Origin of the sequence: Citrobacter sp. R4, assembly GCF_026719175.1 — a bacterium.
Lineage (GTDB): Bacteria > Pseudomonadota > Gammaproteobacteria > Enterobacterales > Enterobacteriaceae > Citrobacter_A > Citrobacter_A sedlakii.
The window spans coordinates 49,046-70,262 of record NZ_JAPPSU010000010.1 but is presented as its reverse complement, the minus strand read 5'-3'; the positions used below and the strand labels follow the sequence as shown (position 1 = coordinate 70,262).

At 58.0% G+C, this 21,217-nt stretch carries 15 protein-coding genes and 1 riboswitch; of the genes, 4 read left to right on the top strand and 11 right to left on the bottom strand.

The genetic code is table 11. The features are described from left to right. Window positions 1–333: 333 nt before the first annotated feature. Window positions 334–430: riboswitch (TPP riboswitch) on the top strand. A 31-nt stretch (window positions 431–461) separates the two neighbouring features. Genes thiM through OOJ60_RS18455 form a run of 3 tightly spaced genes read left to right on the top strand, consistent with a single transcriptional unit; the run spans window position 462 to window position 2,835 of the window. Beyond that, on the top strand, window positions 462–1,250 hold the full coding sequence (gene thiM, locus OOJ60_RS18465) for a hydroxyethylthiazole kinase (protein ID WP_205613024.1): 789 nt from the start codon (window positions 462–464) through the stop codon (window positions 1,248–1,250). Then, window positions 1,247–2,047 (top strand): bifunctional hydroxymethylpyrimidine kinase/phosphomethylpyrimidine kinase, encoded by an 801-nt coding sequence (gene thiD, locus OOJ60_RS18460; RefSeq protein ID WP_205613023.1) that lies wholly within the window; start codon window positions 1,247–1,249, stop codon window positions 2,045–2,047. The genes thiM and thiD overlap by 4 nt, the downstream gene beginning before the upstream one ends. A 41-nt stretch (window positions 2,048–2,088) precedes the next feature. After that, a complete protein-coding gene (locus OOJ60_RS18455) occupies window positions 2,089–2,835 on the top strand; it encodes a GntR family transcriptional regulator (RefSeq protein WP_042284394.1) in 747 nt (248 codons plus the stop codon). Between the two features lie 69 nt (window positions 2,836–2,904). On the opposite strand, the gene OOJ60_RS18450 is transcribed toward OOJ60_RS18455, so the two are convergent. Genes OOJ60_RS18450 through OOJ60_RS18440 form a run of 3 tightly spaced genes read right to left on the bottom strand, consistent with a single transcriptional unit; the run spans window position 2,905 to window position 6,136 of the window. Then, a complete protein-coding gene (locus OOJ60_RS18450) occupies window positions 2,905–3,867 on the bottom strand; it encodes a PfkB family carbohydrate kinase (RefSeq protein ID WP_205613022.1) in 963 nt (320 codons plus the stop codon). After that, window positions 3,864–4,868 (bottom strand): ADP-ribosylglycohydrolase family protein, encoded by a 1,005-nt coding sequence (locus OOJ60_RS18445; protein WP_205613021.1) that lies wholly within the window; start codon window positions 4,866–4,868, stop codon window positions 3,864–3,866. The genes OOJ60_RS18450 and OOJ60_RS18445 overlap by 4 nt, the downstream gene beginning before the upstream one ends. After that, window positions 4,865–6,136, bottom strand: a complete 1,272-nt coding sequence (locus OOJ60_RS18440; RefSeq protein ID WP_181823253.1) for a nucleoside permease — start codon at window positions 6,134–6,136, stop codon at window positions 4,865–4,867. The genes OOJ60_RS18445 and OOJ60_RS18440 overlap by 4 nt, the downstream gene beginning before the upstream one ends. A gap of 249 nt (window positions 6,137–6,385) precedes the next feature. Between OOJ60_RS18440 and fbaB the strand changes: the two genes are divergently transcribed. Beyond that, window positions 6,386–7,438: a class I fructose-bisphosphate aldolase gene (gene fbaB, locus OOJ60_RS18435; protein WP_042284383.1), complete on the top strand. Its 1,053-nt coding sequence runs from the start codon at window positions 6,386–6,388 to the stop codon at window positions 7,436–7,438. Window positions 7,439–7,493: 55 nt separating this feature from the next. Here the strand turns inward: fbaB and yegS are convergent, their stop codons facing one another. The 8 genes from yegS to OOJ60_RS18395 form a co-directional block, all read right to left on the bottom strand. Then, entirely contained in the window at window positions 7,494–8,393 is a 900-nt protein-coding gene (gene yegS, locus OOJ60_RS18430) for a lipid kinase YegS (RefSeq protein WP_060569289.1), read from the bottom strand. A gap of 305 nt (window positions 8,394–8,698) precedes the next feature. Beyond that, window positions 8,699–10,060, bottom strand: a complete 1,362-nt coding sequence (gene trhP / locus OOJ60_RS18425) for a prephenate-dependent tRNA uridine(34) hydroxylase TrhP (protein ID WP_042284379.1) — start codon at window positions 10,058–10,060, stop codon at window positions 8,699–8,701. Window positions 10,061–10,232: 172 nt separating this feature from the next. After that, complete coding sequence (baeR, locus tag OOJ60_RS18420) at window positions 10,233–10,955, bottom strand: two-component system response regulator BaeR (protein ID WP_042284377.1); 723 nt, start codon at window positions 10,953–10,955, stop codon at window positions 10,233–10,235. Next, complete coding sequence (gene baeS, locus OOJ60_RS18415; protein WP_205613020.1) at window positions 10,952–12,355, bottom strand: two-component system sensor histidine kinase BaeS; 1,404 nt, start codon at window positions 12,353–12,355, stop codon at window positions 10,952–10,954. The genes baeR and baeS overlap by 4 nt, the downstream gene beginning before the upstream one ends. After that, the gene (locus OOJ60_RS18410) at window positions 12,352–13,767 is read right to left on the bottom strand and encodes an MFS transporter (RefSeq protein ID WP_205613019.1); all 1,416 of its coding nucleotides are present in this window, start codon (window positions 13,765–13,767) and stop codon (window positions 12,352–12,354) included. Before OOJ60_RS18410 ends, baeS begins: the two co-directional genes overlap by 4 nt. Then, the gene (mdtC, locus tag OOJ60_RS18405) at window positions 13,764–16,844 is read right to left on the bottom strand and encodes a multidrug efflux RND transporter permease subunit MdtC (RefSeq protein WP_042284371.1); all 3,081 of its coding nucleotides are present in this window, start codon (window positions 16,842–16,844) and stop codon (window positions 13,764–13,766) included. The genes OOJ60_RS18410 and mdtC overlap by 4 nt, the downstream gene beginning before the upstream one ends. Beyond that, window positions 16,845–19,967: an MdtB/MuxB family multidrug efflux RND transporter permease subunit gene (locus tag OOJ60_RS18400; protein ID WP_205613018.1), complete on the bottom strand. Its 3,123-nt coding sequence runs from the start codon at window positions 19,965–19,967 to the stop codon at window positions 16,845–16,847. Beyond that, the gene (locus OOJ60_RS18395) at window positions 19,967–21,214 is read right to left on the bottom strand and encodes an MdtA/MuxA family multidrug efflux RND transporter periplasmic adaptor subunit (protein WP_205613017.1); all 1,248 of its coding nucleotides are present in this window, start codon (window positions 21,212–21,214) and stop codon (window positions 19,967–19,969) included. Before OOJ60_RS18395 ends, OOJ60_RS18400 begins: the two co-directional genes overlap by 1 nt. Between the last annotated feature and the right edge of the window lie 3 nt (window positions 21,215–21,217).

The following is a 21,217-nucleotide window of genomic DNA, read 5'->3' as shown; positions in this document are numbered from 1 at the left end:
TTGGAGTCAAGCGCGGAATGAGAGAGACATTGTATTAATGTCAGCAATCGGCCTGTTGAATATAAAGACTATGTTTTAAATAAGCCCGCATGACGTTGATGCAGATCATATGAAATGCCTCCTGGAAAATAAATGCCAAAAAATAAAATGATGACATTACGTTAATGTGGCGATTGCGTAAATAATTAGCGTGGGTTATTTGATAACAGGAGGCGGCGACGGGAAAATAATCTGATATAAGGTGATTCTTATCCTTCCTGCCTCCAGTTTAAAACCATCTTGCAAAGCGCAGAGGCTTACTTTACCCTTTTAATCTTGCATAACGCATTTATGCACATTGACTCGGGGTGCCCTTCCTGGTGAAGGCTGAGAAATACCCGTACCACCTGATCTGGATAATGCCAGCGTAGGGAAGTCAGACACTGCTCGTGTCCCTTCTTCGCGCGGGCAGGAGCGTAACTATGCAGCCTGACCTGCTCAGCCCCGCACTTGCGGTGCGTACTCTGCAACATTTTCGACAACACTCTCCGTTAACCCATTGCATGACCAATGATGTGGTTCAGAGCTTTACCGCCAATACCCTGCTGGCGCTCGGCGCTTCCCCCGCGATGGTGATTGAACCTGACGAAGCGTGTCAGTTCGCCGCGATTGCCAGCGCGCTGTTGATCAACGTCGGCACGCTAACCCAGCCGCGCGCAGTAGCGATGCGGGCGGCGGTTGAACGGGCGAACAGCGCGCATACTCCGTGGACGCTCGACCCCGTCGCGGTGGGAGCGCTCGACTATCGCCGTGAGTTCTGCCTGGACATATTGAACCTGAAACCCGCCGCCATTCGCGGCAATGCCTCTGAAATTCTCGCCTTAGCCGGTGAGCGAGCCGGCGGTCGCGGTGTGGATACCACCGACGCTGCCGCCGCTGCGTTGCCCGCGGCGAAGCGGCTGGCCTTACGGGTGGGGGCCGTTGTCGTGGTCACCGGGGAAATAGATTATGTCACCGATGGCGAACGTACTCTGATTGTCGCAGGCGGCGATCCGTTAATGACCCGCGTTGTGGGCACCGGCTGCGCGCTCTCGGCTGCTGTGGCGGCTGTCTGCGCGCTGCCGGGCAGTCGGACAGAAAATGTCGCATCCGCCTGCTGGTGGATGAAACGCGCCGGACAACGTGCCAGCGAAATCTGTCGCGGCCCGGGGAGTTTTATCCCGGCATTCCTCGACGCGCTGTATCAACTCGACCAGGAGGCGATAGCATGAAACGGATCAACGCATTAACTATCGCCGGGACGGACCCCAGCGGCGGCGCGGGCATTCAGGCCGATCTGAAAACCTTTTCTGCGCTTGGCGCGTATGGCTGCTCGGTCATCACCGCGCTGGTGGCGCAAAACACCCGTGGCGTGCAGTCGGTTTATCGTATTGAGCCTGATTTTGTCGCCGCACAGCTGGACTCGGTGTTCAGCGATGTGCGTATCGATACCACCAAAATCGGTATGCTCGCCGAAACCGATATTGTGGAAGCGGTAGCTGAACGTCTTCGGCGCCATCAGGTGAAAAATGTGGTGCTGGATACGGTTATGCTGGCGAAAAGCGGCGATCCGCTGCTATCGCCTTCGGCTGTCGCCACCCTGCGGACGCGTTTACTGCCGCAGGTTTCGCTGATTACGCCCAATCTGCCCGAGGCCGCGGCGCTTTTGTCATGTCCGCATGCCCGTACGGAAAAAGAGATGCTGGAGCAGGGACGTGCGTTGCTGGCGCTGGGATGTGGCGCGGTGCTGATGAAGGGCGGACATCTGGACGATACGCAAAGCCCGGACTGGCTTTTTACGCCGACGGGCGAGCAGCGTTTTACCGCGCCGCGGGTGATGACCAAAAATACCCACGGTACGGGCTGTACGCTCTCTGCGGCGCTCGCGGCGCTGCGCCCGCGCCATGCCGACTGGACCGAAACGGTGCGGGAGGCGAAAAGCTGGCTTTCTGCGGCGCTGGCCCAGGCGGATACGCTGGAAGTTGGGGAGGGGATAGGACCGGTTCATCATTTCCATGCCTGGTGGTAGCGTATATACTGGCAAAAGACTTGCTGTCAGGAAAAACGTCCATGGAACAAGCGCATACCCGGCTTATCGCACAGCTCAACGAACGTATCGCAGCGGTGGACAATACACCGTTGTACATTAAGTTCGCCGAAACGGTAAAAAACGCCGTGCGCAGCGGCGTGCTGGAGCATGGCAATATTCTGCCCGGCGAGCGCGATCTGAGTCAGTTGACCGGCGTTTCGCGCATAACGGTGCGCAAGGCGATGCAGGCGCTTGAGGATGAAGGCGTGGTGACGCGCGCGCGTGGGTACGGTACGCAAATTAACAACATTTTTGAGTACTCCCTGAAAGAGGCGCGCGGTTTCTCTCAGCAGGTGGTCCTGCGCGGGAAAAAACCGGACACCCTGTGGGTCAACAAGCGGGTGGTAAAATGCCCGGATGACGTGGCGCAACAGCTGGCGGTCGAAACCGGAAGCGATGTCTTTTTACTTAAGCGGATCCGCTATGTTGATGAAGAGGCGGTATCCATCGAGGAATCCTGGGTACCTGCGCATCTTATTCATGATGCGGATGATATCGGCGTATCATTATATGATTATTTCCGTAGTCAGCATATTCATCCGCAGCGAACCCGCTCACGGGTGAGCGCAAAAATGCCGGACGCCGAATTCCAGTCGCATATTCAGCTGGATGCTAAAATCCCCGTGCTGGTCATTAAACAGGTCGCGCTCGACCAGCAGCAGCGGCCCATTGAGTACAGTATTAGCTATTGCCGTAGCGATTTATATGTCTTTGTTTGCGAGGAGTAGCGCTTTTGCAGACCGGTCGTCTGCATGAGGCAGAAGCCGCACTGGTTTGCGCCGATGCGGCTTTATGATTTATCTCTTGAGCGAAACCAGCAGCTGTTCACGGAACGGCGCACAGTCGCCGCCCCGGTGTCCCACGACCCACGACGCGACGGCGTTACCAAGCAGCACCGCGTCCGCAACTGACCAGCCAGAGGCCAGACCGGCCAGCAATCCCCCGGCATGACTGTCGCCCGCGCCAATGGTATCAACCACCGTTGTCGGGAAGGCGGGGACGCAGCCAGCGGCATCGTCAGTGAAATACCATGCTCCGTCTTTGTCATGACGCACTACCAGTGGCGCAGCGAAACGCCTGACCCATTCTGCGCCAAATGTCCGGATTTCCTTGCTTAGCGTAAAGCGATCGCTGACGATGTCCGCCTCCTGGCGATTAAGCGACACCAGCGGACGACAGGCCAGAATACGGGCCATCAGCGCATCGGGGATATCGCCAATCCGCGGACCAAAATCAATAACGGGCGTCACGTCCGTGAGGTTTTCAAGCCAGTCCGCCAGTAATTCGCCGCACGGCGACGCAAGTTGATAGCCGGACAGATAAATCAGGCTACCTCGCGGCACCGAGAGCTGAGCCAGCCAGTCGGCGTTCAAGGCATTTTCCACGCCGCTAAAAGACATAAAGGTGCGTTCACCGTCCGGCTCAACCAGGGCAAGACACCAGCCGTTATCACCCTGAGCATGATCAATCGGGCTGTATAAGCCCTCTTTGGCCATCCGGTTGCGGATAATCTCCGCCCATACGCCCTGGCCGAGCGGCAGGGCATTGGTCGCCGTAATCCCAAGGCGCTTTAGCGCGACGGCGATGTTTAGCGCGCAGCCGCCGACGTTAACGCTTTGCTGCTTAAGCTCGATGTCGCAGCCGCGCCAGGGCAGAGCGTAAGCGTCGGCGATAACATCAATGACCGCCGCGCCGACTACCGTGACCGGCTGGCGGGAGTCGAGATCCGCAAGCATCCCGTACAGGCGTGAAGCGTTCATATTCCCTCCCGTCGCTGACGCAGACGCGCCAGCTCCGTAGCATAGCGGGTGAAATCGAGGCGGTTCACCGTATCCAGCTCTCGTTTCAGTGTGGAATCGATGGCATCAATGCCGTGCAGCGCGCCGCAAATGGCGGTCGCCATCGCGCCGATGGTATCGGTATCGCCGCCCAGGTTAGCGCAAAGTATCGCGCAGCGGTTCGGATCGGTCTGCGCCAGCTCGACCATAGCGATGGCGCAGGCGACCGACTCCAGCGTGCTGGTGCCCGCGCCCACGATCTGATACAGCTGTTCACTGGCGGCTTCAGGGCCATCGGCCTGGCGGACGATTTTTAACGCCAATTCCAGCCGTGCAGCCAGCGAGGCGCTGAAAGTGGTGATGCGTTTTTCCTGAGCGTGTCGGGCAATGGCGGGCAGTGATGCCACGATGTCGGACCACGCGTCGCCGTCTACCGCCCGGGAAATGGCCCAGGCCACCACTACCGCGCCGGCAATGGCCAGATCCGACTTGTGGGTGGGGCTGGACGCCAGCGCCACGTCATCAATAAAGGCGTCGAGATCGCGCGGCGGCAACAGGCATCCCAACGGCGACACGCGCATCGCCGCGCCGTTAGTGACGCCGTTGTTTTCCAGCTCCGCTACCGGTTTACCGTCGCGTATGGCGTTAAGTGCAATCTTCGACGTCGGCCCGAGAACATTTTTATTGAAAGCGTCAAAGCCCTGCGCCCAGTCGAGAATCGTGTGGCCAATCAGGTCGGGATCAATGTCGCCGTCGCGCGCCAGGAGCGCATCTGCCAGACAGAGCGCCATCGAAGTATCATCGGTAAACTCCGCACGCTTAAAATAACAGGCCGCGCTGTTCTCCTGCGGACCTGGCAGAAAGCGGTCGATCCAACCGAAGTGCGCTTTCACGCGGCTTCTCGGCCACAGCTCAGAGGGCATCCCCATCGCATCCCCTAACGCCTGCCCGTAAAGAGCACCGAGAATACGCTCTGCTTTCATTTTACTTCTCCTTGTGTCAACGCAGAATCGCGAACCTCAATAGCGGTGATCTCTTTGTCTGATTCGCGAAAGAAAATCATAAACAGTACGGCAATGACAGCGATCATCACCGCGCCGAACGTCCACATTCCCGCCCAGTTGAAGGTGAGACCGTTAACCGGTTCCTGATAAGCAAACATTTTTTCCATCATCACGCCGCCAAGACGATAGCCCAGCAGGCTGCCGAAGCCCTGACAGCATAGGGTGATCAGTCCCTGGGCCGCGGTGCGCATATGCACTGGCGCTTTTTTATCCACGTAGATATAGGCGGTCACGTAGTAGAAGTCGTAACTGACGCCGTGCAGCAAAATGCCAAGAAACAGCAACGCATAGGTGAAGTATTCCTCTGCGCCGCCGTAGATAAAGAACGCGTACCGGATCGCCGCGGTGATAAGACCAAGTAATAATACCTTCTTAATACCAAAACGTTTGGTAAAAAACGGCAGCGCCAGCATGAAGAAGATTTCGGAGAACTGACCGAGCGTCATCCAGCCGGTGGCGTTTTTCATGCCGACTTCCGTCAGATACCCGTTGGCGAAGATGTAATAAAACGCCAGCGGCATCGCGAACAAAAACGAACAGAAGAAAAAAACGAGGAAGTTACGGTCGCGCAGCAGGATCAGCGCGTCCAGCCCGAGCATGACCCGGAAGTCCATTTTCCCTGTGCTTTTTGGCGGAGTGTCCGGCAAAAAGAAAGCGAACACGCCCAGCAGCGCGGAACTGGCGGCGGTAATAAGCAACGGAATATTGGTCGGCGAGATATCGTTATAACCCAGCATCTGCGGCAGAAACCCGCAGGCAAGACCCGACGCAATCCAGCCAATCGTCCCCATTACGCGGATGCGCGGAAAATCACGTTCCACGTCCGGCACGTTGGCGAAAGCGATACTGTTGGTCAGGGCGATAGTGGGCATATAGGTCAGCGAATAGGCCAGCAGCAACGGAAAGAACCCGGCAAAGGTCGTTTGTCGGGCGGCAAAATACATCAGCGCCGCGCCTGCGAACATCAGCACAGCGAGCACCTTTTGCGCCGAGAAAAAGCGGTCGGTCAGCGAACCCACAAGGATCGGCGAGAGGATCGCCGCTATCGCCGTACAGGCGTAAGACCAGCCAATCTCACCGGCAGTAAAGCCGCTTTTGCTTAACCAGAGCCACAGCGGAACGAACCAGGCTCCCCAGATAAACCACTCAACGAACATCATGAATGACAGTTTCACTGTAGTTTTCATCATTAAATCCTTCATGACAGGTAAGGTACGTCATGACAGTACCATTAAATAATACCTTTAAAATACCTTTGCGGCGAAATCTTGACCGTCATAACACTTTTTCGTCAGTGAATCGTGCCAGCAGATAGCGCTGAAAAGTGCGCTGAAAATGGAAAAAATGGCCGGTCGGTACCAGGCTTAATGCTGCCCGCAAAAGCGGGTCAGGACAATCCACATTCCGAATCCCTCGGAACTTACGGGAGCATAGCTATGACTGATATTGCGCAGTTGCTTGGCAAAGACGCCGACAGCCTGTTACAGCATCGTTGTATGACCATACCTTCTGACCAACTTTATCTGCCAGGACATGACTACGTTGACCGCGTGATGGTGGACAATAACCGTCCGCCTGCGGTGCTGCGTAACATGCAGACGCTGTATAATACCGGACGTCTGGCGGGAACCGGTTATCTGTCTATTTTACCGGTTGACCAGGGCGTGGAACACTCGGCAGGCGCGTCGTTTGCCGCCAACCCGCTCTATTTTGATCCAAAGAATATTGTTGAGCTGGCGATTGAAGCCGGCTGTAACTGTGTGGCATCCACATACGGCGTGTTGGCTTCCGTCTCGCGCCGCTACGCCCACCGTATTCCGTTCCTGGTGAAGTTGAACCACAACGAAACGTTAAGCTACCCAACGGAATACGATCAGACCCTGTATGCCAGCGTCGAGCAGGCGTTCAATATGGGGGCGGTCGCCGTCGGCGCGACGATCTACTTCGGTTCCGAGCAGTCCCGTCGGCAAATTGAAGAGATTTCCGCGGCCTTTGAACGGGCGCATGAGCTGGGGATGGTCACCGTGCTGTGGGCGTATTTGCGTAATTCGGCGTTTAAGAAAGAGGGGACCGACTACCACGTTTCTGCGGATCTCACCGGCCAGGCTAACCATCTGGCGGCGACCATCGGCGCGGATATCGTGAAGCAGAAAATGGCGGAAAATAATGGCGGCTATAAAGCGGTTAATTTCGGCTACACCGACGATCGCGTCTACAGCAAACTGACCAGCGACAACCCGATCGATCTGGTGCGTTACCAGTTGGCGAACTGCTATATGGGACGTGCGGGTCTGATTAACTCCGGCGGCGCGGCGGGCGGCGAGACCGATCTGACCGACGCGGTACGTACGGCGGTCATCAACAAACGTGCTGGCGGTATGGGGCTGATCCTCGGCCGCAAAGCCTTCAAAAAGTCGATGGCGGACGGTGTGAAGCTGATCAACGCTGTACAGGATGTCTACCTCGACAATAAGGTCACTATCGCCTGACCAGCAGGGCTGCGGCGCGTGGTCGCAGCCTTTTCATCACGACCAGAAGGAAGCATTAACGCAACAACGGACAGTCCGGTGGTAAACGGCAGCGTAGCGCGGCGGGGAGGGTTTTAATATGAAAAGACTGACCGCTCAGCGGTTCGCCGTCCAGGTTAAAGGTAATGTCGTGCGGCGCGCGTATCTCGAACCACGAGGAGGCGCCGTCGACGATATTGGGATTTTCTTCCGGCGGCTTGAGGGTGGAAAACAGCGCGGGCAGGATCTCCTCGCCGGTAAAGATTCGCAGTTGCAGTAAACCATCGTTAATCAGCGCGTCCGGGCAGAGCTGCTGTCCGCCACCCGCCTGGCGACCGTTGCCAATGCCGATCACCAGCGCGTCACCCTGCCACTGAAAGTTCTCGCCGCGAATTTCGCAGCGGTCAGGTTTCAGCGTATCCATGCGCATCAGACCGTGGATGATATACGACACGCCCCCCAGCGCGGCCTTCAGCTTTTCCGGCGTTTCGGTGGTAATGCGGGTACCGAATCCGCCGGTCGCCATATTGATAAAGCAGGTTTTGTCGTTCACTTTTGCGATATCAATCGCGACGGCGTTCCCGGCGATGGCCAGCTTCAGCGCTTTATCCAGCGCGTCTGGTATGCCGACACTGGTAGCGAAATCGTTGGCTGTGCCGAGCGGCAGAATACCCAGCGCCGGAACGGCCTGGCCTTCGCACTGAATTAACGCGGTCGCCACTTCATTAATTGTTCCGTCGCCGCCGCCGGCAATCACCGTTTCCACGCCGAGACGGCGGGCTTCTTCAACATAGCGCTGCGCATCGCCTTTTTCCCACGTAACGCGAACATGAATTTCTACGCCTTCGTCACGAAGCAACCCAATCGCTTCACGAAGCGTGGGGTTATCGGCCCCCTTGCCGTTCAGAATCAGTAAACTGGCGGGAAAATTAGCCATTCTCGTTTTTGCCTTATTGTTTTATCAGAACACAAGAAGTGTATAGCAGAATGAAAAACCGCGCGGACAGAACTGACTGAAAAAGAGTTCCGCTTTTTGCAGAATGGCGGCTGGAAATAAAAAAACAGCCGCCCAAAAAATAAGCCTGCGTAAGGGAGATTACGCAGGCTAAGGAGGTGGTTCCTGGTACAGCTAGCATTTATGGGTTATGTTTTTCAGCACGGCGGATAATACCCTTAAAGAACGAAGCGGTATGTGATCGGTTTCTAAGAATCATCCTGGCATGAAAAAATAACCCTGATTAACTATTTACCGTGCGGATTACGCGTTGATTCACCGGAAAAATTGCGCATCAGCAGAGCATAATCCAGCGTAAGATCCTGCGGTACAGGGATCCATACGGTATAACCGTCGCCCGGTGCGACCGGCATCGCTTCGCCTTTGCCGTTTTCCATTTGTTCCAGAGTAAAGTTGACGTTGCCCTGCGGCGTCATCAGCTCAAGGCTGTCGCCGACAGAAAACTTGTTCTTTACCGCAACGGCGGCTAACTCACCTTTACGCTCGCCGGTGAATTCCCCCACGAACTGCTGGCGCTCAGACACCGAATAACCATAGTCATAGTTCTGGTAGTCGTCGTGGGTATGACGACGCAGGAAGCCTTCGGTGTAGCCACGGTGCGCCAGACCTTCCAGGGTTTCCAGCAACTGCGGATCGAACGGTTTACCGGCGGCGGCGTCGTCAATGGCTTTCCGGTACACCTGCGCGGTGCGGGCGCAATAGTAGAAAGATTTGGTGCGGCCTTCAATTTTCAGCGAGTGCACGCCCATGTGGGTCAGGCGCTCAACGTGAGCGATGGCGCGCAGATCTTTTGAGTTCATGATATAGGTGCCGTGCTCATCCTCGAACGCGGTCATGTACTCGCCGGGCCGTTGGGCTTCTTCTATCATGAACACTTTATCGGTAGGCGCGCCAATACCCAGCGTCGGCTCGACGTTTTGCACCGGAATCGGTTCGTATTTGTGAACAATATTGCCGACCACATCCTCTTTGCCTTCCTGGACGTTGTACTCCCAGCGGCAGGCGTTAGTGCAGGTGCCCTGATTCGGGTCACGTTTATTGATGTAGCCAGAGAGCAGGCAACGGCCGGAGTAGGCCATGCACAGCGCGCCGTGCACGAAAATTTCGATCTCCATGTCCGGCACCTGATTGCGGATCTCCTCTATTTCTTCCAGCGACAGTTCGCGGGAAAGGATCACGCGCGTTAACCCCATCTGATGCCAGAATTTTACCGTTGCCCAGTTGACGGCGTTGGCCTGTACGGAGAGATGGATCGGCATATCGGGGAAGTTTTCCCGCACCAGCATGATAAGCCCGGGGTCAGACATGATCAGGGCATCCGGACCCATTTCCACCACCGGTTTGAGGTCGCGGATAAAGGTTTTCAGCTTTGCGTTGTGCGGCGCGATGTTCACCACCACGTAGAATTTTTTCCCCAGCGCATGGGCTTCATTGATGCCAAGCTGAAGGTTTTCGTGGTTGAATTCGTTGTTGCGCACGCGCAGGGAGTAGCGCGGCTGGCCCGCATACACGGCGTCAGCGCCATAGGCGAAAGCGTAACGCATGTTTTTCAGCGTTCCCGCCGGGGAAAGGAGTTCCGGTTTAAACATAGTGTTCTCGTTCTGATGACAGGTCAGATCCGCTTCACCTGATGAAGCGGCAGGAGGAGAGTCCTCACGTTAAGGGCGGGCATTGTAGCGCCGCGAAGAAGGCAGGTAAAGTAAAGGGAAACTCCTTATCCGACCTGACGGAGGATAAACAGGCCGGATAAGCGTGGCGTCGTCAGGCCATCCTGCAGGCGTCCGCTTCCCAGCGGTAGCCTACGCCGTACACCGCGCGGATAAACGACTGCTCTTCGTCCAGCGCTTCCAGCTTACGGCGCAGGTTTTTGATATGGCTGTCAATGGTGCGGTCGGTGACGACCCGATAATCATCATACAAACGGTTGAGCAACTGTTCGCGGGAAAACACTTTTCCCGGTTCGTGCGAAAGGGTTTTAAGCAGACGAAATTCCGCCGGGGTCAGGTCGAGCATCTTCCCGCGCCAGGAGGCCTGGAAACGGCCTTCGTCGACAATCAGCGGGCTTTCGGCGTCCATCTGTTGTAGCTCGCGCTGCGGCTTACAACGGCGCAGGATGGTCTTCACGCGGGCGACGACTTCTCGCGGGCTGTACGGTTTGCAGATGTAATCATCCGCGCCAATCTCCAGCCCCAGCAGACGGTCGATCTCTTCAATCTTGGCCGTGACCATCACAATCGGCACGTCAGAGAAGCGGCGTATTTCACGGCACAGGGTCAGGCCGTCAGTCCCCGGCAGCATCAGATCCAGCAGGATCAGGTCGGGCGGCGTCTGGCGCACATAGGGCAGCACCTTGTCGCCATGGCTAATCAGCGTCGGGGCATAGCTCGCGGCGCGCAGATAGTCGATCAGTAACTGCCCCAGCTTGGGTTCATCTTCCACGATTAGAATACGCGGTGTGTTTTCATCAATGGGTAACTCAGTCATACGTCTCTCTGTATATCGCGTTCCAGCGGAAATTCTACTGTAATGCTAACCCCGCCAAAAGGCGAATGGGCAGCGTGGATGCGGCCATTGTGCGCTTCAACAATGTTGACGCAAATCGCCAGCCCCAGTCCGGAGCCGCCGCTGGCGCGGTTGCGGGAGCCTTCGGCGCGGTAAAAGCGCTCAAACAGTTTATGTAACTGCTCATCGCTGACGCCCGGCGCAGAATCGGCAAAAACGAGAAGCACCCGTTTGTCGCGCTGTTCGGCGCTGATGTGCAATTTTCCGCCGCTGTCGGTGTAGCGCAGGCTGTTTTCCAGCAGGTTGTTAAAAAGCTGCATCAGACGATCCCGATCGCCAAACATCTGGATGCTGTCCGGCAGGGAAAGCTGTAACGTCAGGTCACGGCTGGCAAAGCGTTCCCGGAACGCGCCTCCCGCCACTTCCAGCAGCGGGATTAAATCCACGGACGTTTTTTGATAGGCCAGCGCGCCTTCGTCGGACATGGAAAGCTGGTGCAGATCGTCCACCAGCTTGGTCAGCGTCGCCACTTCAGCCTGTAATGATGCCACCGACTCCGGCGTGAACTGGCGAACGCCGTCCTGAATCGCCTCCAGTTCTCCGCGCAGTACCGCCAGCGGCGTGCGCAGTTCATGAGAGATATCGGCCATGAAATCGCGGCGCATCTGCTGGTTCTTTTCCAGGGTACTGGCCAGTTGGTTAAAGTCCTGCGCCAGTTTGCCCAGCTCGTCAGCGCTGGTGGCGGTCACCCGGGTAGTAAAATCGCCCGCCGCCAGCTTGTGAGTCCCGTCAACCAGGCGTTTGACCGGGGCCAGCAGCCCACGCGCCAGCAGGAAGGTCGCCAGGGCCGCGAGCAGCGTGGCGAGCGCGACGATAAGCCAACTGGTACGCCGCTGCTGCTTGTCGAAATTAATGTCGGTATTGCGGGTCAGGCGCTCTACAGGAGAGGCGATCACTGCGCCAACCTCCACGCCATTGACGATAATCGGCCGCCGTGAGCCGTCGTGCGGCACCGGACCGCGTGGGCCGACCAGGACTCTGGCGTTTTGATCGACCACCCAGAACTGAGTGCGCCAGCCATGCGGCGGCATGCCGGGCCCGGGCTTGTCGTCATCTCTCTCATGCTCGAACGAGCGCAGGATCTGAAACACAAAGCGGTCGTTATTTCGCAAAAAGCGCCAGTTGCCGTGCAGCGCATACTGTTCGCCCAGCGCGTCGCCCAGCAGGGTTAAGCGCTGCTCGTTGCCGTGCTTGATGTAGTCGATAAATCCGCGCTCAAAGCTGATGCGAACCGCCCAATGCATACTGATAAGCAGTACGATGCAGGTGGCGAAAATCGCCAGAAACAGTTTGCCGGTAATGCCGGGCCGCCAGAGCTTCATCTGGTTCTCCTTTTGCGCCGCGCAATGACGACATTTTTATGCGTGTCATTGGGGACACGGGCAAAGACAATGGCGGGCAGAGCGATGATCACCGCCATGCAAAGCCAGGTGTATATAAAAACGGTGTGGGTTGCGCCGCTGTCGGCGGTGATGTGCTGCTGTCCGAACATACCCAACAGCAGGCCAGCCACGGTCACGCCGATACTCATCGACAGTTGCATAATCATCGACAATAAACTGTTGCCGCTGCTGGCCAGCTCATCCGGCAGATCTTTCAGCGTCAGGGTGTTCATGGATGAGAAACGCGTCGAGTTAATCATCCCCTGCAACAGCAGGACAAACGGCAACACGTAGTACCAGCCCAGCAGGGCGGCGGACATAAACAGCAGCGTTACGCCTGCGAGCCCCAGCGTGGTGCATACCAGCACCCGACGATAGCCAAAGCGGTTAACCACCTGCACCACAATGCGCTTCATGCCCATGCTGCCAAGGACCATCGGGATCATCATCAGCCCGGCGTGAAACGGCGAGAAGCCAAGGCCAATCTGCAAAAAGACCGGGGTCATAAAGGGCAGCATGCCGCTGCCGATGCGTCCGGCAAAACTGCCCAGCAAACCGAGCGAAAAGGTCGGCGTGTGAAACAGGGTCAGGCTGAACAGGGCGCGTGGATTGTTTCTGGCATGGTTGAGGTACAGCAAAATCGCCGCGATGCCGCATACCACCAGCGCGCCGAGGGTGAAGTGAGTCATTCCCGTCTCTTTGCTGCCGTCCAGCGCAATAGTCAGCAGCGCCATGCCGGCGGCCAGCAGCAGAAAACCCGACAGGTCGAAACGCCGGGTTTGCAGGGTGTAGTTGGGCATCAGCATCAGCGTGGCAATGGCGCCGACGATGCCCACCGGCAGATTAATCAGAAAGATCCAGTGCCAGGAGGCGTATTCCACGAGGATCCCGCCCAGCGCGGGTCCCAGCAGCGGACCGACCTGACCCGGCAGCGTGACGAAAGTCATCGCCGCCATGTACTGCGCGCGCGGAACGATCTTCATCACCGTCAGCCTGCCAACCGGCACCATCATTGCGCCGCCCACGCCCTGTAATACGCGCGCCATCACCAGTTCGTTTAGCGTGCTGGACCACGCGCAGAACAGCGATCCCAGCGTAAACAGCGTAATCGCCGTAAAAAAGATATTCCGCACGCCCACCCGATCCGCCAGCCAGCCGCTGGCGGGGAGCATCACCGCCACGGTCAGTACATATGACACAATCACCCTATGCATGTGAAGCGGGCTTTCCCCGAGACTTGTCGCCATCGAGGGAAGCGCGGTATTCACAATGGTGGTATCCAGCGACTGCATAAAAAAGCCGAAGGCTACAATCCACAGTTGCCAGCGGGTGCTGTTAGGAAGTTCTGTCATAGGTCAGTTATCGGGTCACCTTTATTCCGGGAAAAACGCAGCCGCAGGCGGTCGAAAAAGAGATACACCACCGGTGTGGTATAGAGCGTTAACAGCTGGCTCATCACCAGACCGCCGACAATGGTGATCCCCAGCGGCTGGCGCAGTTCGGAGCCGTCGCCGCCGGAAAGCACCAGCGGCAGCGCGCCAAATAACGCGGCCAGCGTGGTCATCATTATCGGGCGAAAACGCAGCAGACAGGCCTGGAAAATCGCTTCCTGCGGGCTGAGGTTACCCTGTCTTTGCGCTTCCAGCGCAAAGTCGACCATCATAATGGCGTTTTTCTTTACAATACCAATTAACAGCATGATGCCAATCAGCGCAATCAGGCTGAATGGGGCGTTGAAAATTTCCAGCGCCAGCAATGCCCCAACGCCCGCTGAAGGCAGGGTGGAGAGAATCGTGAGCGGGTGAACATAGCTTTCATACAATATTCCGAGCACGATATAGACCGTGGCGATCGCGGCGATAATCAGGATCACCTGTGAATTCATGGTTTCCTGGAACACCTGCGCGGTGCCGGCGAAACTGCCGCGTACGGTCGACGGCACGCCAAGCTGGGTCATCGCGCGGGTGATAGCCTCGCTGGCCTCAGACAGCGACGAACCGGTCGGCAGGTTAAAGGAAACGGTCGAAGCCGCAGACAGCCCCTGATGATTCACTGACAGCGGCGCGTTAGCCGGTCGCCATTTGGCGAAATAGGAGAGCGGAATTGCCTTGCCATCGCTGTTTATCACGAACATTTTCTCCAGCGCGCTGATGTCCTGGGTATAGCGCGGATCGACTTCCATCACCACTTTGTACTGGTTCATCGGCTGGTAAATGGTGGAGATTTGCCGCTGGCCAAAGGCGTTGTTCAACAGGCTGTTCGCCGCCTGCACGTCGATACCGAGGCGCGACATGGTTTCGCGATCGTAAACCAGATTCATCTCGGCGCCGTTATCCTGTTGATCCGAATTGACATCCGCCAGTTGGGGCAGGGCTGCCAGCGCTTTACGGATCTTCGGCTCCCATTCCCGCAGGGCGGCCAGATCGTCCGACAGCAGCGTGTACTGATAGCTGGCGTTCGACTGGCGTCCGCCGACACGAATATCCTGCACCGCCATCAGGAACAGGTTTGCTCCCGGCTCTTTTGCCAGCTTCACGCGCAGGCGGTCAATCACCTGCTGCGCCGTTTCATTACGCTCGCCGCGAGGTTTTAGGGTAATGAACATCATCCCGCTGTTAACGCGCGAACCGCCAGTGAAACCCGTAACATTATCCACGGCCGGGTCGTCACGAATGATTTTCATGAAGTCCTGGAGTTTCCCGCGCATTGCCTGGAAGGAGATACTCTGGTCGGCCTGGATCCCGCCCATCAGCACGCCGGTATCCTGTTCCGGAAAAAAGGTTTTCGGAATCGAAATATACAGCCAGACGTTAAGGGCAATGGTGCCGAGCAGCACCACGCCCACCAGGCGGGTATGATTCAATACCCATTTTAGCGATTTGCCGTATCCCTGCTGCAGGGCAACCAGCATCCGGCCAAAGCCGCGCAGCCGTTTTTGTTCGCGCGGTTTGCTGGATTTCAGCATCCAGCCGCACATCATCGGCGTCAGCGTCAGGGACACCAGCAGCGAAATGCCAATGGCGACCGACAGCGTGACGGCAAATTCGCGCAGCAGGCGTCCCGGTAAGCCGCCCATCAGCAGCAGCGGTAAAAACACCGCCACCAGCGACAGGCTCATCGAGAGGACGGTAAAGCCCACCTCGCGCGTTCCCTGCAGCGCCGCCTGCAACGGTTTCATCCCTGCTTCCAGATGACGCGAGATATTTTCCAGCACGACGATGGCGTCATCGACGACAAAGCCGGTAGCAATCGTCAGGGCCATCAGAGACAGGTTGTTCAGGCTAAAGCCGCAGAGATACATCGCGGCGAAGGTGCCTATCAGCGAAACGGGTACCGCCACGGCGGGGATCAGCGTTGCCCGCCCGGAGCGCAGGAACAAAAAGACCACCAGAATCACCAGCGCGACGGAAATCACCAGCGTTTGCTCGACTTCTTCCAGTGAGGCGCGGATGGTGGGAGAGCGGTCCTGGGCGATTTGCAGATCGATTGCCGCCGGAATGGTGGACTGTAGCTCCGGCAGCTTTGCCCGAATGCTGTCGACCGTCTGGATAATATTGGCTTCCGGCAGCTTGCGGATCATCAGCAAAATAGCCGGTTTAGCGTTGGTCATCCCGGCGTTGCGCACGTCCTGCACAGCGTCGGTCACCGTTGCGACGTCCCCCAGGCGTACCGCGCCGCCGTTGTTATAGTGGATCACCAGCGGCTGATAGTCTGTTGCGGTTTTCAGTTCGTCGTTGGTCTGGATCTGCCAGCGATGGCTGGCGTCCTCCAGCGCGCCCTGCGGTTTTCGCACGTTGGCATCGCTGATGGCGGTGCGCACGTCGTCAAGCGACACGCCCTGATTAAACAGCGCCTGCGGATTTAATCCCACGCGCACGGCGGGCAGCGAACTGCCGCCCACGTCAACATCCCCGACACCGTCTATCTGCGCGATAGTCTGCGCCAGCTGCGTGGAGGCGAAGTCATACAGCTCGCCCTGCGAATACGTGTCCGAGGTGAGCGTCAGGATCATGATCGGCGCATCGGACGGGTTGGCTTTACGGTAGGTGGGGCGGCTCGGCATCCCGCTGGGCAGCAGGCTTTGCGCGGCATTGATCGCCGCCTGTACGTCGCGCGCCGCACCGTTAATGTCGCGATCAAAATTAAACTGCAGAATGATCCGCGTGCTGCCAAGCGAACTGCTTGAGGTCATTTCGCTGACGCCGGCGATGCGACCCAGCGATCGCTCCAGCGGCGTCGCCACCGACGACGCCATGGTTTCCGGCGACGCGCCCGGTAGCGAGGCGCTGACCATAATCACGGGAAAATCCACCTGCGGCAGCGGGGCGACGGGCAGCAGACGAAACCCCAACACGCCGCACAAGGTAATGGCGACGGAAATCAAAATCGTCGCCACCGGGCGATAGATGAACAGGGCGAAAAATTTCATTTACGCTTCCTCATCCTGACGGGGGAAGCGGCTTTTTACGTACAGCGACAGCCGATCAAACAGCAGATAAATAACCGGCGTGGTAAACAACGTCAGCACCTGGCTCACCAGCAGACCGCCGACCATGCCAATCCCCAGCGGACGGCGCAGCTCTGCGCCAACGCCGGTGCTGAGCATCAGCGGCAGAGCGCCCAGCAGCGCGGCAAGGGTGGTCATCAGGATCGGGCGAAAACGCAGCAGGCAGGCCTGATAAATCGCGTCGCGCGGCGCCATGCCCTGTTCGCGTTCGGCGGCAAGGGCAAAGTCGATCATCATGATGGCGTTTTTCTTGACGATGCCGATCAGCAAAATGATGCCGATGATCGCTATCACATCCAGTTCGCTTCCGGCGATCATCAGCGCCAGCAGCGCGCCGACGCCAGCGGTTGGCAGGGTGGACAGGATGGTGATCGGATGAATAAAGCTCTCGTACAGCACGCCGAGCACGATGTACATCGCCACCACCGCTGCGACAATCAGCCACACCGTACTGCCCAGCGCAGCCTGGAAGGCGAGGGTGCTTCCCTGGAACTGGGTGGTGATGTCCACAGGCAGATTAAGCGTTTTTTCCGCGTCGAGAATCGCCTGCACCGCATCGCCCAGCGAATAGCCGTCCGGCACGTTAAACGACAGGGTGGCGACCGGAAACTGATCCAGATGGTTAATGGAGAGCGGCGCAAAGCGCTGTTCAACGCTGGCGATAGCGCTCAGCGGCACGATGCCGCCGTCGCTGCTGGTCAGGCGAATGGTGTCCAGCGCCGCCAGTCCTGGCGTGCTTTCGGTATTATGCTCCAGGACCACGCGGTACTGATTAGCCTGGGTATAAATCGTTGAAATCAGCCGCTGGCCAAAAGCGTTATACAGGGCGTTATCGACATCCGCCATGCTGATGCCTAACCGGCTGGCGCTGTCGCGATCGACCTTCACATACGCCACCAGGCCCTTGTCCTGCCAGTCGCTGCTGACATCGGAAAGCTGCGGCAACTGCTGCAGTTTGTCCATCAACTGAGGCACCCAGGCGCTGAGGGCGTCCAGTGACGTGGCCTGAAGCGTAAACTGATACTGGGTGCGGCTCACCTGGGTGTCGATGGTCAGATCCTGCGTCGGCTGAAGATAGAGGTTAACGCCGGGAACGCGCGCCACCGCCTCCTGCAGACGGGCGATCACCTTCTGCACCCGATCGTCACGATCGTCGAGCGGCTTCAGGTTGATTTGCAGCCGCGCGCTGTTCAGCGACGGGTTAGTGCCATCGACGCCAACGAACGCCGTTAAGCTCTCCACCGCCGGGTCTTTGAGGATCACGTCGGACACCTGCCGCTGACGCTGCGCCATGCTGACAAACGAACTGGACTGCGGCGCCTGCAGAGTGCCCTGAATAATGCCGTTATCCTGCACAGGGAAGAAGCCTTTCGGGATGACCACCCACAGCATCACGCTTAACAGCAGCGTGCCCAACGCCACGCTGAGCGTCAACCACGGGTGGTTAAGCACTTTCGCCAGCCAGCGGCCATACCCGGCGATCACCCGCTCAAACAGACGTTCCGAGGCCCGGGAAAAGCGATTTTGCTTGCGCAAGGATGCCTGGCTCAGCATTCGGGCGCACATCATCGGCGTCAGGGTAAGCGACACCACGGCAGAAATAAGTATTGCCACCGCCAGCGTGACGGCAAACTCGCGAAACAGGCGTCCAACGATATCGCCCATAAACAGCAGCGGAATCAGTACCGCAATCAGCGAGAGGGTGAGGGAGATAATGGTAAAACCGATTTCGCCCGCCCCTTTCAGTGCGGCGGCCAGCGGTTTTTCGCCCTTTTCGATATAACGCGAAATATTCTCAATCACCACGATGGCGTCGTCGACCACAAAACCGGTCGCGATGGTCAGCGCCATCAGCGTCAGGTTATTGATCGAGAAATCCAGAAACACCATCACCGCGAAGGTGCCCACCAGCGACAGCGGAACGGCGACGCCGGGAATAATGGTGGCGGGAACGTTACGCAGGAAAAGATAAATAATCATCACGACCAGCGCGATCGCCAGCATCAGTTCAAACTGGGTGTCGCTGACCGAAGCGCGAATGTTCGTGGTGCGGTCGGACAGCACCGTCACGTTTACCGACTTCGGCAGGCTTTCTTTCAGTTGCGGCAGCATCTGTTGAATGCTGTCGGCGGTAGCGATGATATTGGCGCCGGGCTGGCGCTGAACGTTCATCACAATCGCCTGTTCTTTATTGGCCCAGGCGCCGAGCCAGCTATTCTCCGCCCCTTGTTCGACGGTAGCGACATCGCCCAGCCGCACCGGCGCGCCGTTTTGATAGGCGATGATCAGTTGACGGTATTCCTCGGCGGACTGCATCTGGTCGTTGGCAGAGAGCGTCACCGCACGAGTCGGGCCGTCAAGGCTCCCCTTCGCCGAGTTAACGTTGGCGCCGGTGATGGCGTTGCGTACCGTTTCGCTGGTCAGTCCCAACGCGGCGATCGCCGGGGCGTTGAGCTTCACCCGCACCGCCGGACGCTGCCCGCCGGAGAGGGTCACCAGACCGACGCCGGATACCTGGGAAATTTTCTGCGCGACGCGCGTTTCCACCATATCTTCAACCTGCGTCATCGGCATGGCGCTGGAGGTGACGGCAAGCGTCATGATGGGCGGATCCGCCGGGTTGACTTTGCTGTACACCGGTGGGTTCGGCAGATCGTTTGGCAGCAGGTTGGTCGCCGCGTTAATCGCCGCCTGCACCTCCTGTTCGGCCACGTCCAGCGGCAGGGTGAGCTGGAACTGAAGCGTGACCACCGAAGCGCCGCCGGAACTTTGCGACGACATTTGCTTGAGGCCGGACATCTGGCCGAACTGGCGTTCTAACGGGGCGGTGACGGCGGAGGTCATCACATCCGGACTGGCGCCGGGATAGAGCGTGACCACCTGAATGGTTGGATAGTCCACCTCCGGCAGTGCGGAGATGGGCAGAAAACGATAGCCGATGATCCCGGCCAGCAGTATCGCCACCATCAGCAGGGTGGTGGCGACAGGACGCATAATAAACAGACGCGACGGGCCGCCGGTGCTGCCTGGAGGTAATACCTGCATCAGGAGCGCGCTCCTTTCTTGGCGTATTCGCGCGCGGTGGCTTTTGCTTCAGGCGCGGTGGCGCTTTGTGCTTCCACCACCTCCACTTTCGCCCCTTCGGTAAGACGGTCAATACCGTCGGTAACCACGCGGTCGCCAGCGGAAATCCCGGCGCTGATCACCACCTTCTGGCTGTCCTGAATACCGGTTTGTACCCGATGCTTACTGACTTTGTTTTCGTCATTTAACACCCAGACAAAATGACCTTCGTTGCCCATCTGCAGGGCGGCGGTGGGTATAACCACCGCGTTCTGTTCGGTATCCACCAGCATTCTCGCGTTAACAAACTGATTGGGGAACAGCGTGTCATCCTGGTTCGTGAAGCGGGCTTTCACTTTGATGGTGCCGGTGGTGGGGTCAATCTGATTGTCGAGACTCAGCAGCACGCCTTCGCTCAGCTTCTGCGCGTTGGTGCGATCCCAGGCTTCCACCACCAGCGGCTTACCGCTTTTTTTCGCCTGCATCACCGTGGCGATATCGCTTTCCGGCAGGGTAAAAATGAGATCGATCGGATGCGTCTGGGTGATCACCACAATACCTGTGGTGTCGCCGCTGGAAATCTGGTTACCCACATCCACCTGTTTCAGCCCCACGCGACCGTCCACTGGCGCGGTGATGCGGCTCCAGTCAAGCTGCAATTGCGCGCTGGCAACGCTGGCTTCATCGGCTTTAATCGTGCCTTCGGTTTCACTGACCAGCGCCTGTTGGGCGTCCAGCTCCTGGCGAGAAACTAAGTTGCTTTTGACCAGTTGCTGGTAACGGGCCAGATCGCGGCGGGCGTTCGCCAGCGTCGCTTTATCTTTCGCCAGTTGGCCCTGCGCCTGTGCCAGCGCGACTTTAAACTGGCTGGGGTCGATTTCAGCGAGCAGGTCGCCCGCTTTGACCTGTTGGCCTTCTTCGAAGTGCAGCGCCAGTAGCTGCCCGTCGACGCGACTGCGCACCGTCACGGTATTGGCGGCGGTAATCGTTCCTAATCCGCTGAGATAACGCGGCACCGCCTGTTCAACGGCGGTCGCCGCCTGTACGGGCGCCAGCGGACCGGCGCGCATCCCGCGACGACCCGCGCCCGCAGGCGCTTTCGCCTGCCCGGTCGCGCCCGGGGCCGCGCTCTGCGGCTCGCTATGGTTTTGCCAGAACCAGACTGCGGCGATGGCCGCCACGACCACCGCGAGAGCTATCACCCAGCGGGATTTGTTACTGCCTTTCATCGT

What these genes read in the sequence shown, in the direction of transcription:
- thiM (WP_205613024.1), top strand. Translation starts at nt 462, where the DNA reads ATGCAGCCTGACCTGCTCAGCCCCGCACTTGCGGTGCGTACTCTGCAA.
- thiD (WP_205613023.1), top strand. Translation starts at nt 1,247, where the DNA reads ATGAAACGGATCAACGCATTAACTATCGCCGGGACGGACCCCAGCGGC.
- OOJ60_RS18455 (WP_042284394.1), top strand. Translation starts at nt 2,089, where the DNA reads ATGGAACAAGCGCATACCCGGCTTATCGCACAGCTCAACGAACGTATC.
- OOJ60_RS18450 (WP_205613022.1), bottom strand. Translation starts at nt 3,867, where the DNA reads ATGAACGCTTCACGCCTGTACGGGATGCTTGCGGATCTCGACTCCCGC.
- OOJ60_RS18445 (WP_205613021.1), bottom strand. Translation starts at nt 4,868, where the DNA reads ATGAAAGCAGAGCGTATTCTCGGTGCTCTTTACGGGCAGGCGTTAGGG.
- OOJ60_RS18440 (WP_181823253.1), bottom strand. Translation starts at nt 6,136, where the DNA reads ATGAAAACTACAGTGAAACTGTCATTCATGATGTTCGTTGAGTGGTTT.
- fbaB (WP_042284383.1), top strand. Translation starts at nt 6,386, where the DNA reads ATGACTGATATTGCGCAGTTGCTTGGCAAAGACGCCGACAGCCTGTTA.
- yegS (WP_060569289.1), bottom strand. Translation starts at nt 8,393, where the DNA reads ATGGCTAATTTTCCCGCCAGTTTACTGATTCTGAACGGCAAGGGGGCC.
- trhP (WP_042284379.1), bottom strand. Translation starts at nt 10,060, where the DNA reads ATGTTTAAACCGGAACTCCTTTCCCCGGCGGGAACGCTGAAAAACATG.
- baeR (WP_042284377.1), bottom strand. Translation starts at nt 10,955, where the DNA reads ATGACTGAGTTACCCATTGATGAAAACACACCGCGTATTCTAATCGTG.
- baeS (WP_205613020.1), bottom strand. Translation starts at nt 12,355, where the DNA reads ATGAAGCTCTGGCGGCCCGGCATTACCGGCAAACTGTTTCTGGCGATT.
- OOJ60_RS18410 (WP_205613019.1), bottom strand. Translation starts at nt 13,767, where the DNA reads ATGACAGAACTTCCTAACAGCACCCGCTGGCAACTGTGGATTGTAGCC.
- mdtC (WP_042284371.1), bottom strand. Translation starts at nt 16,844, where the DNA reads ATGAAATTTTTCGCCCTGTTCATCTATCGCCCGGTGGCGACGATTTTG.
- OOJ60_RS18400 (WP_205613018.1), bottom strand. Translation starts at nt 19,967, where the DNA reads ATGCAGGTATTACCTCCAGGCAGCACCGGCGGCCCGTCGCGTCTGTTT.
- OOJ60_RS18395 (WP_205613017.1), bottom strand. Translation starts at nt 21,214, where the DNA reads ATGAAAGGCAGTAACAAATCCCGCTGGGTGATAGCTCTCGCGGTGGTC.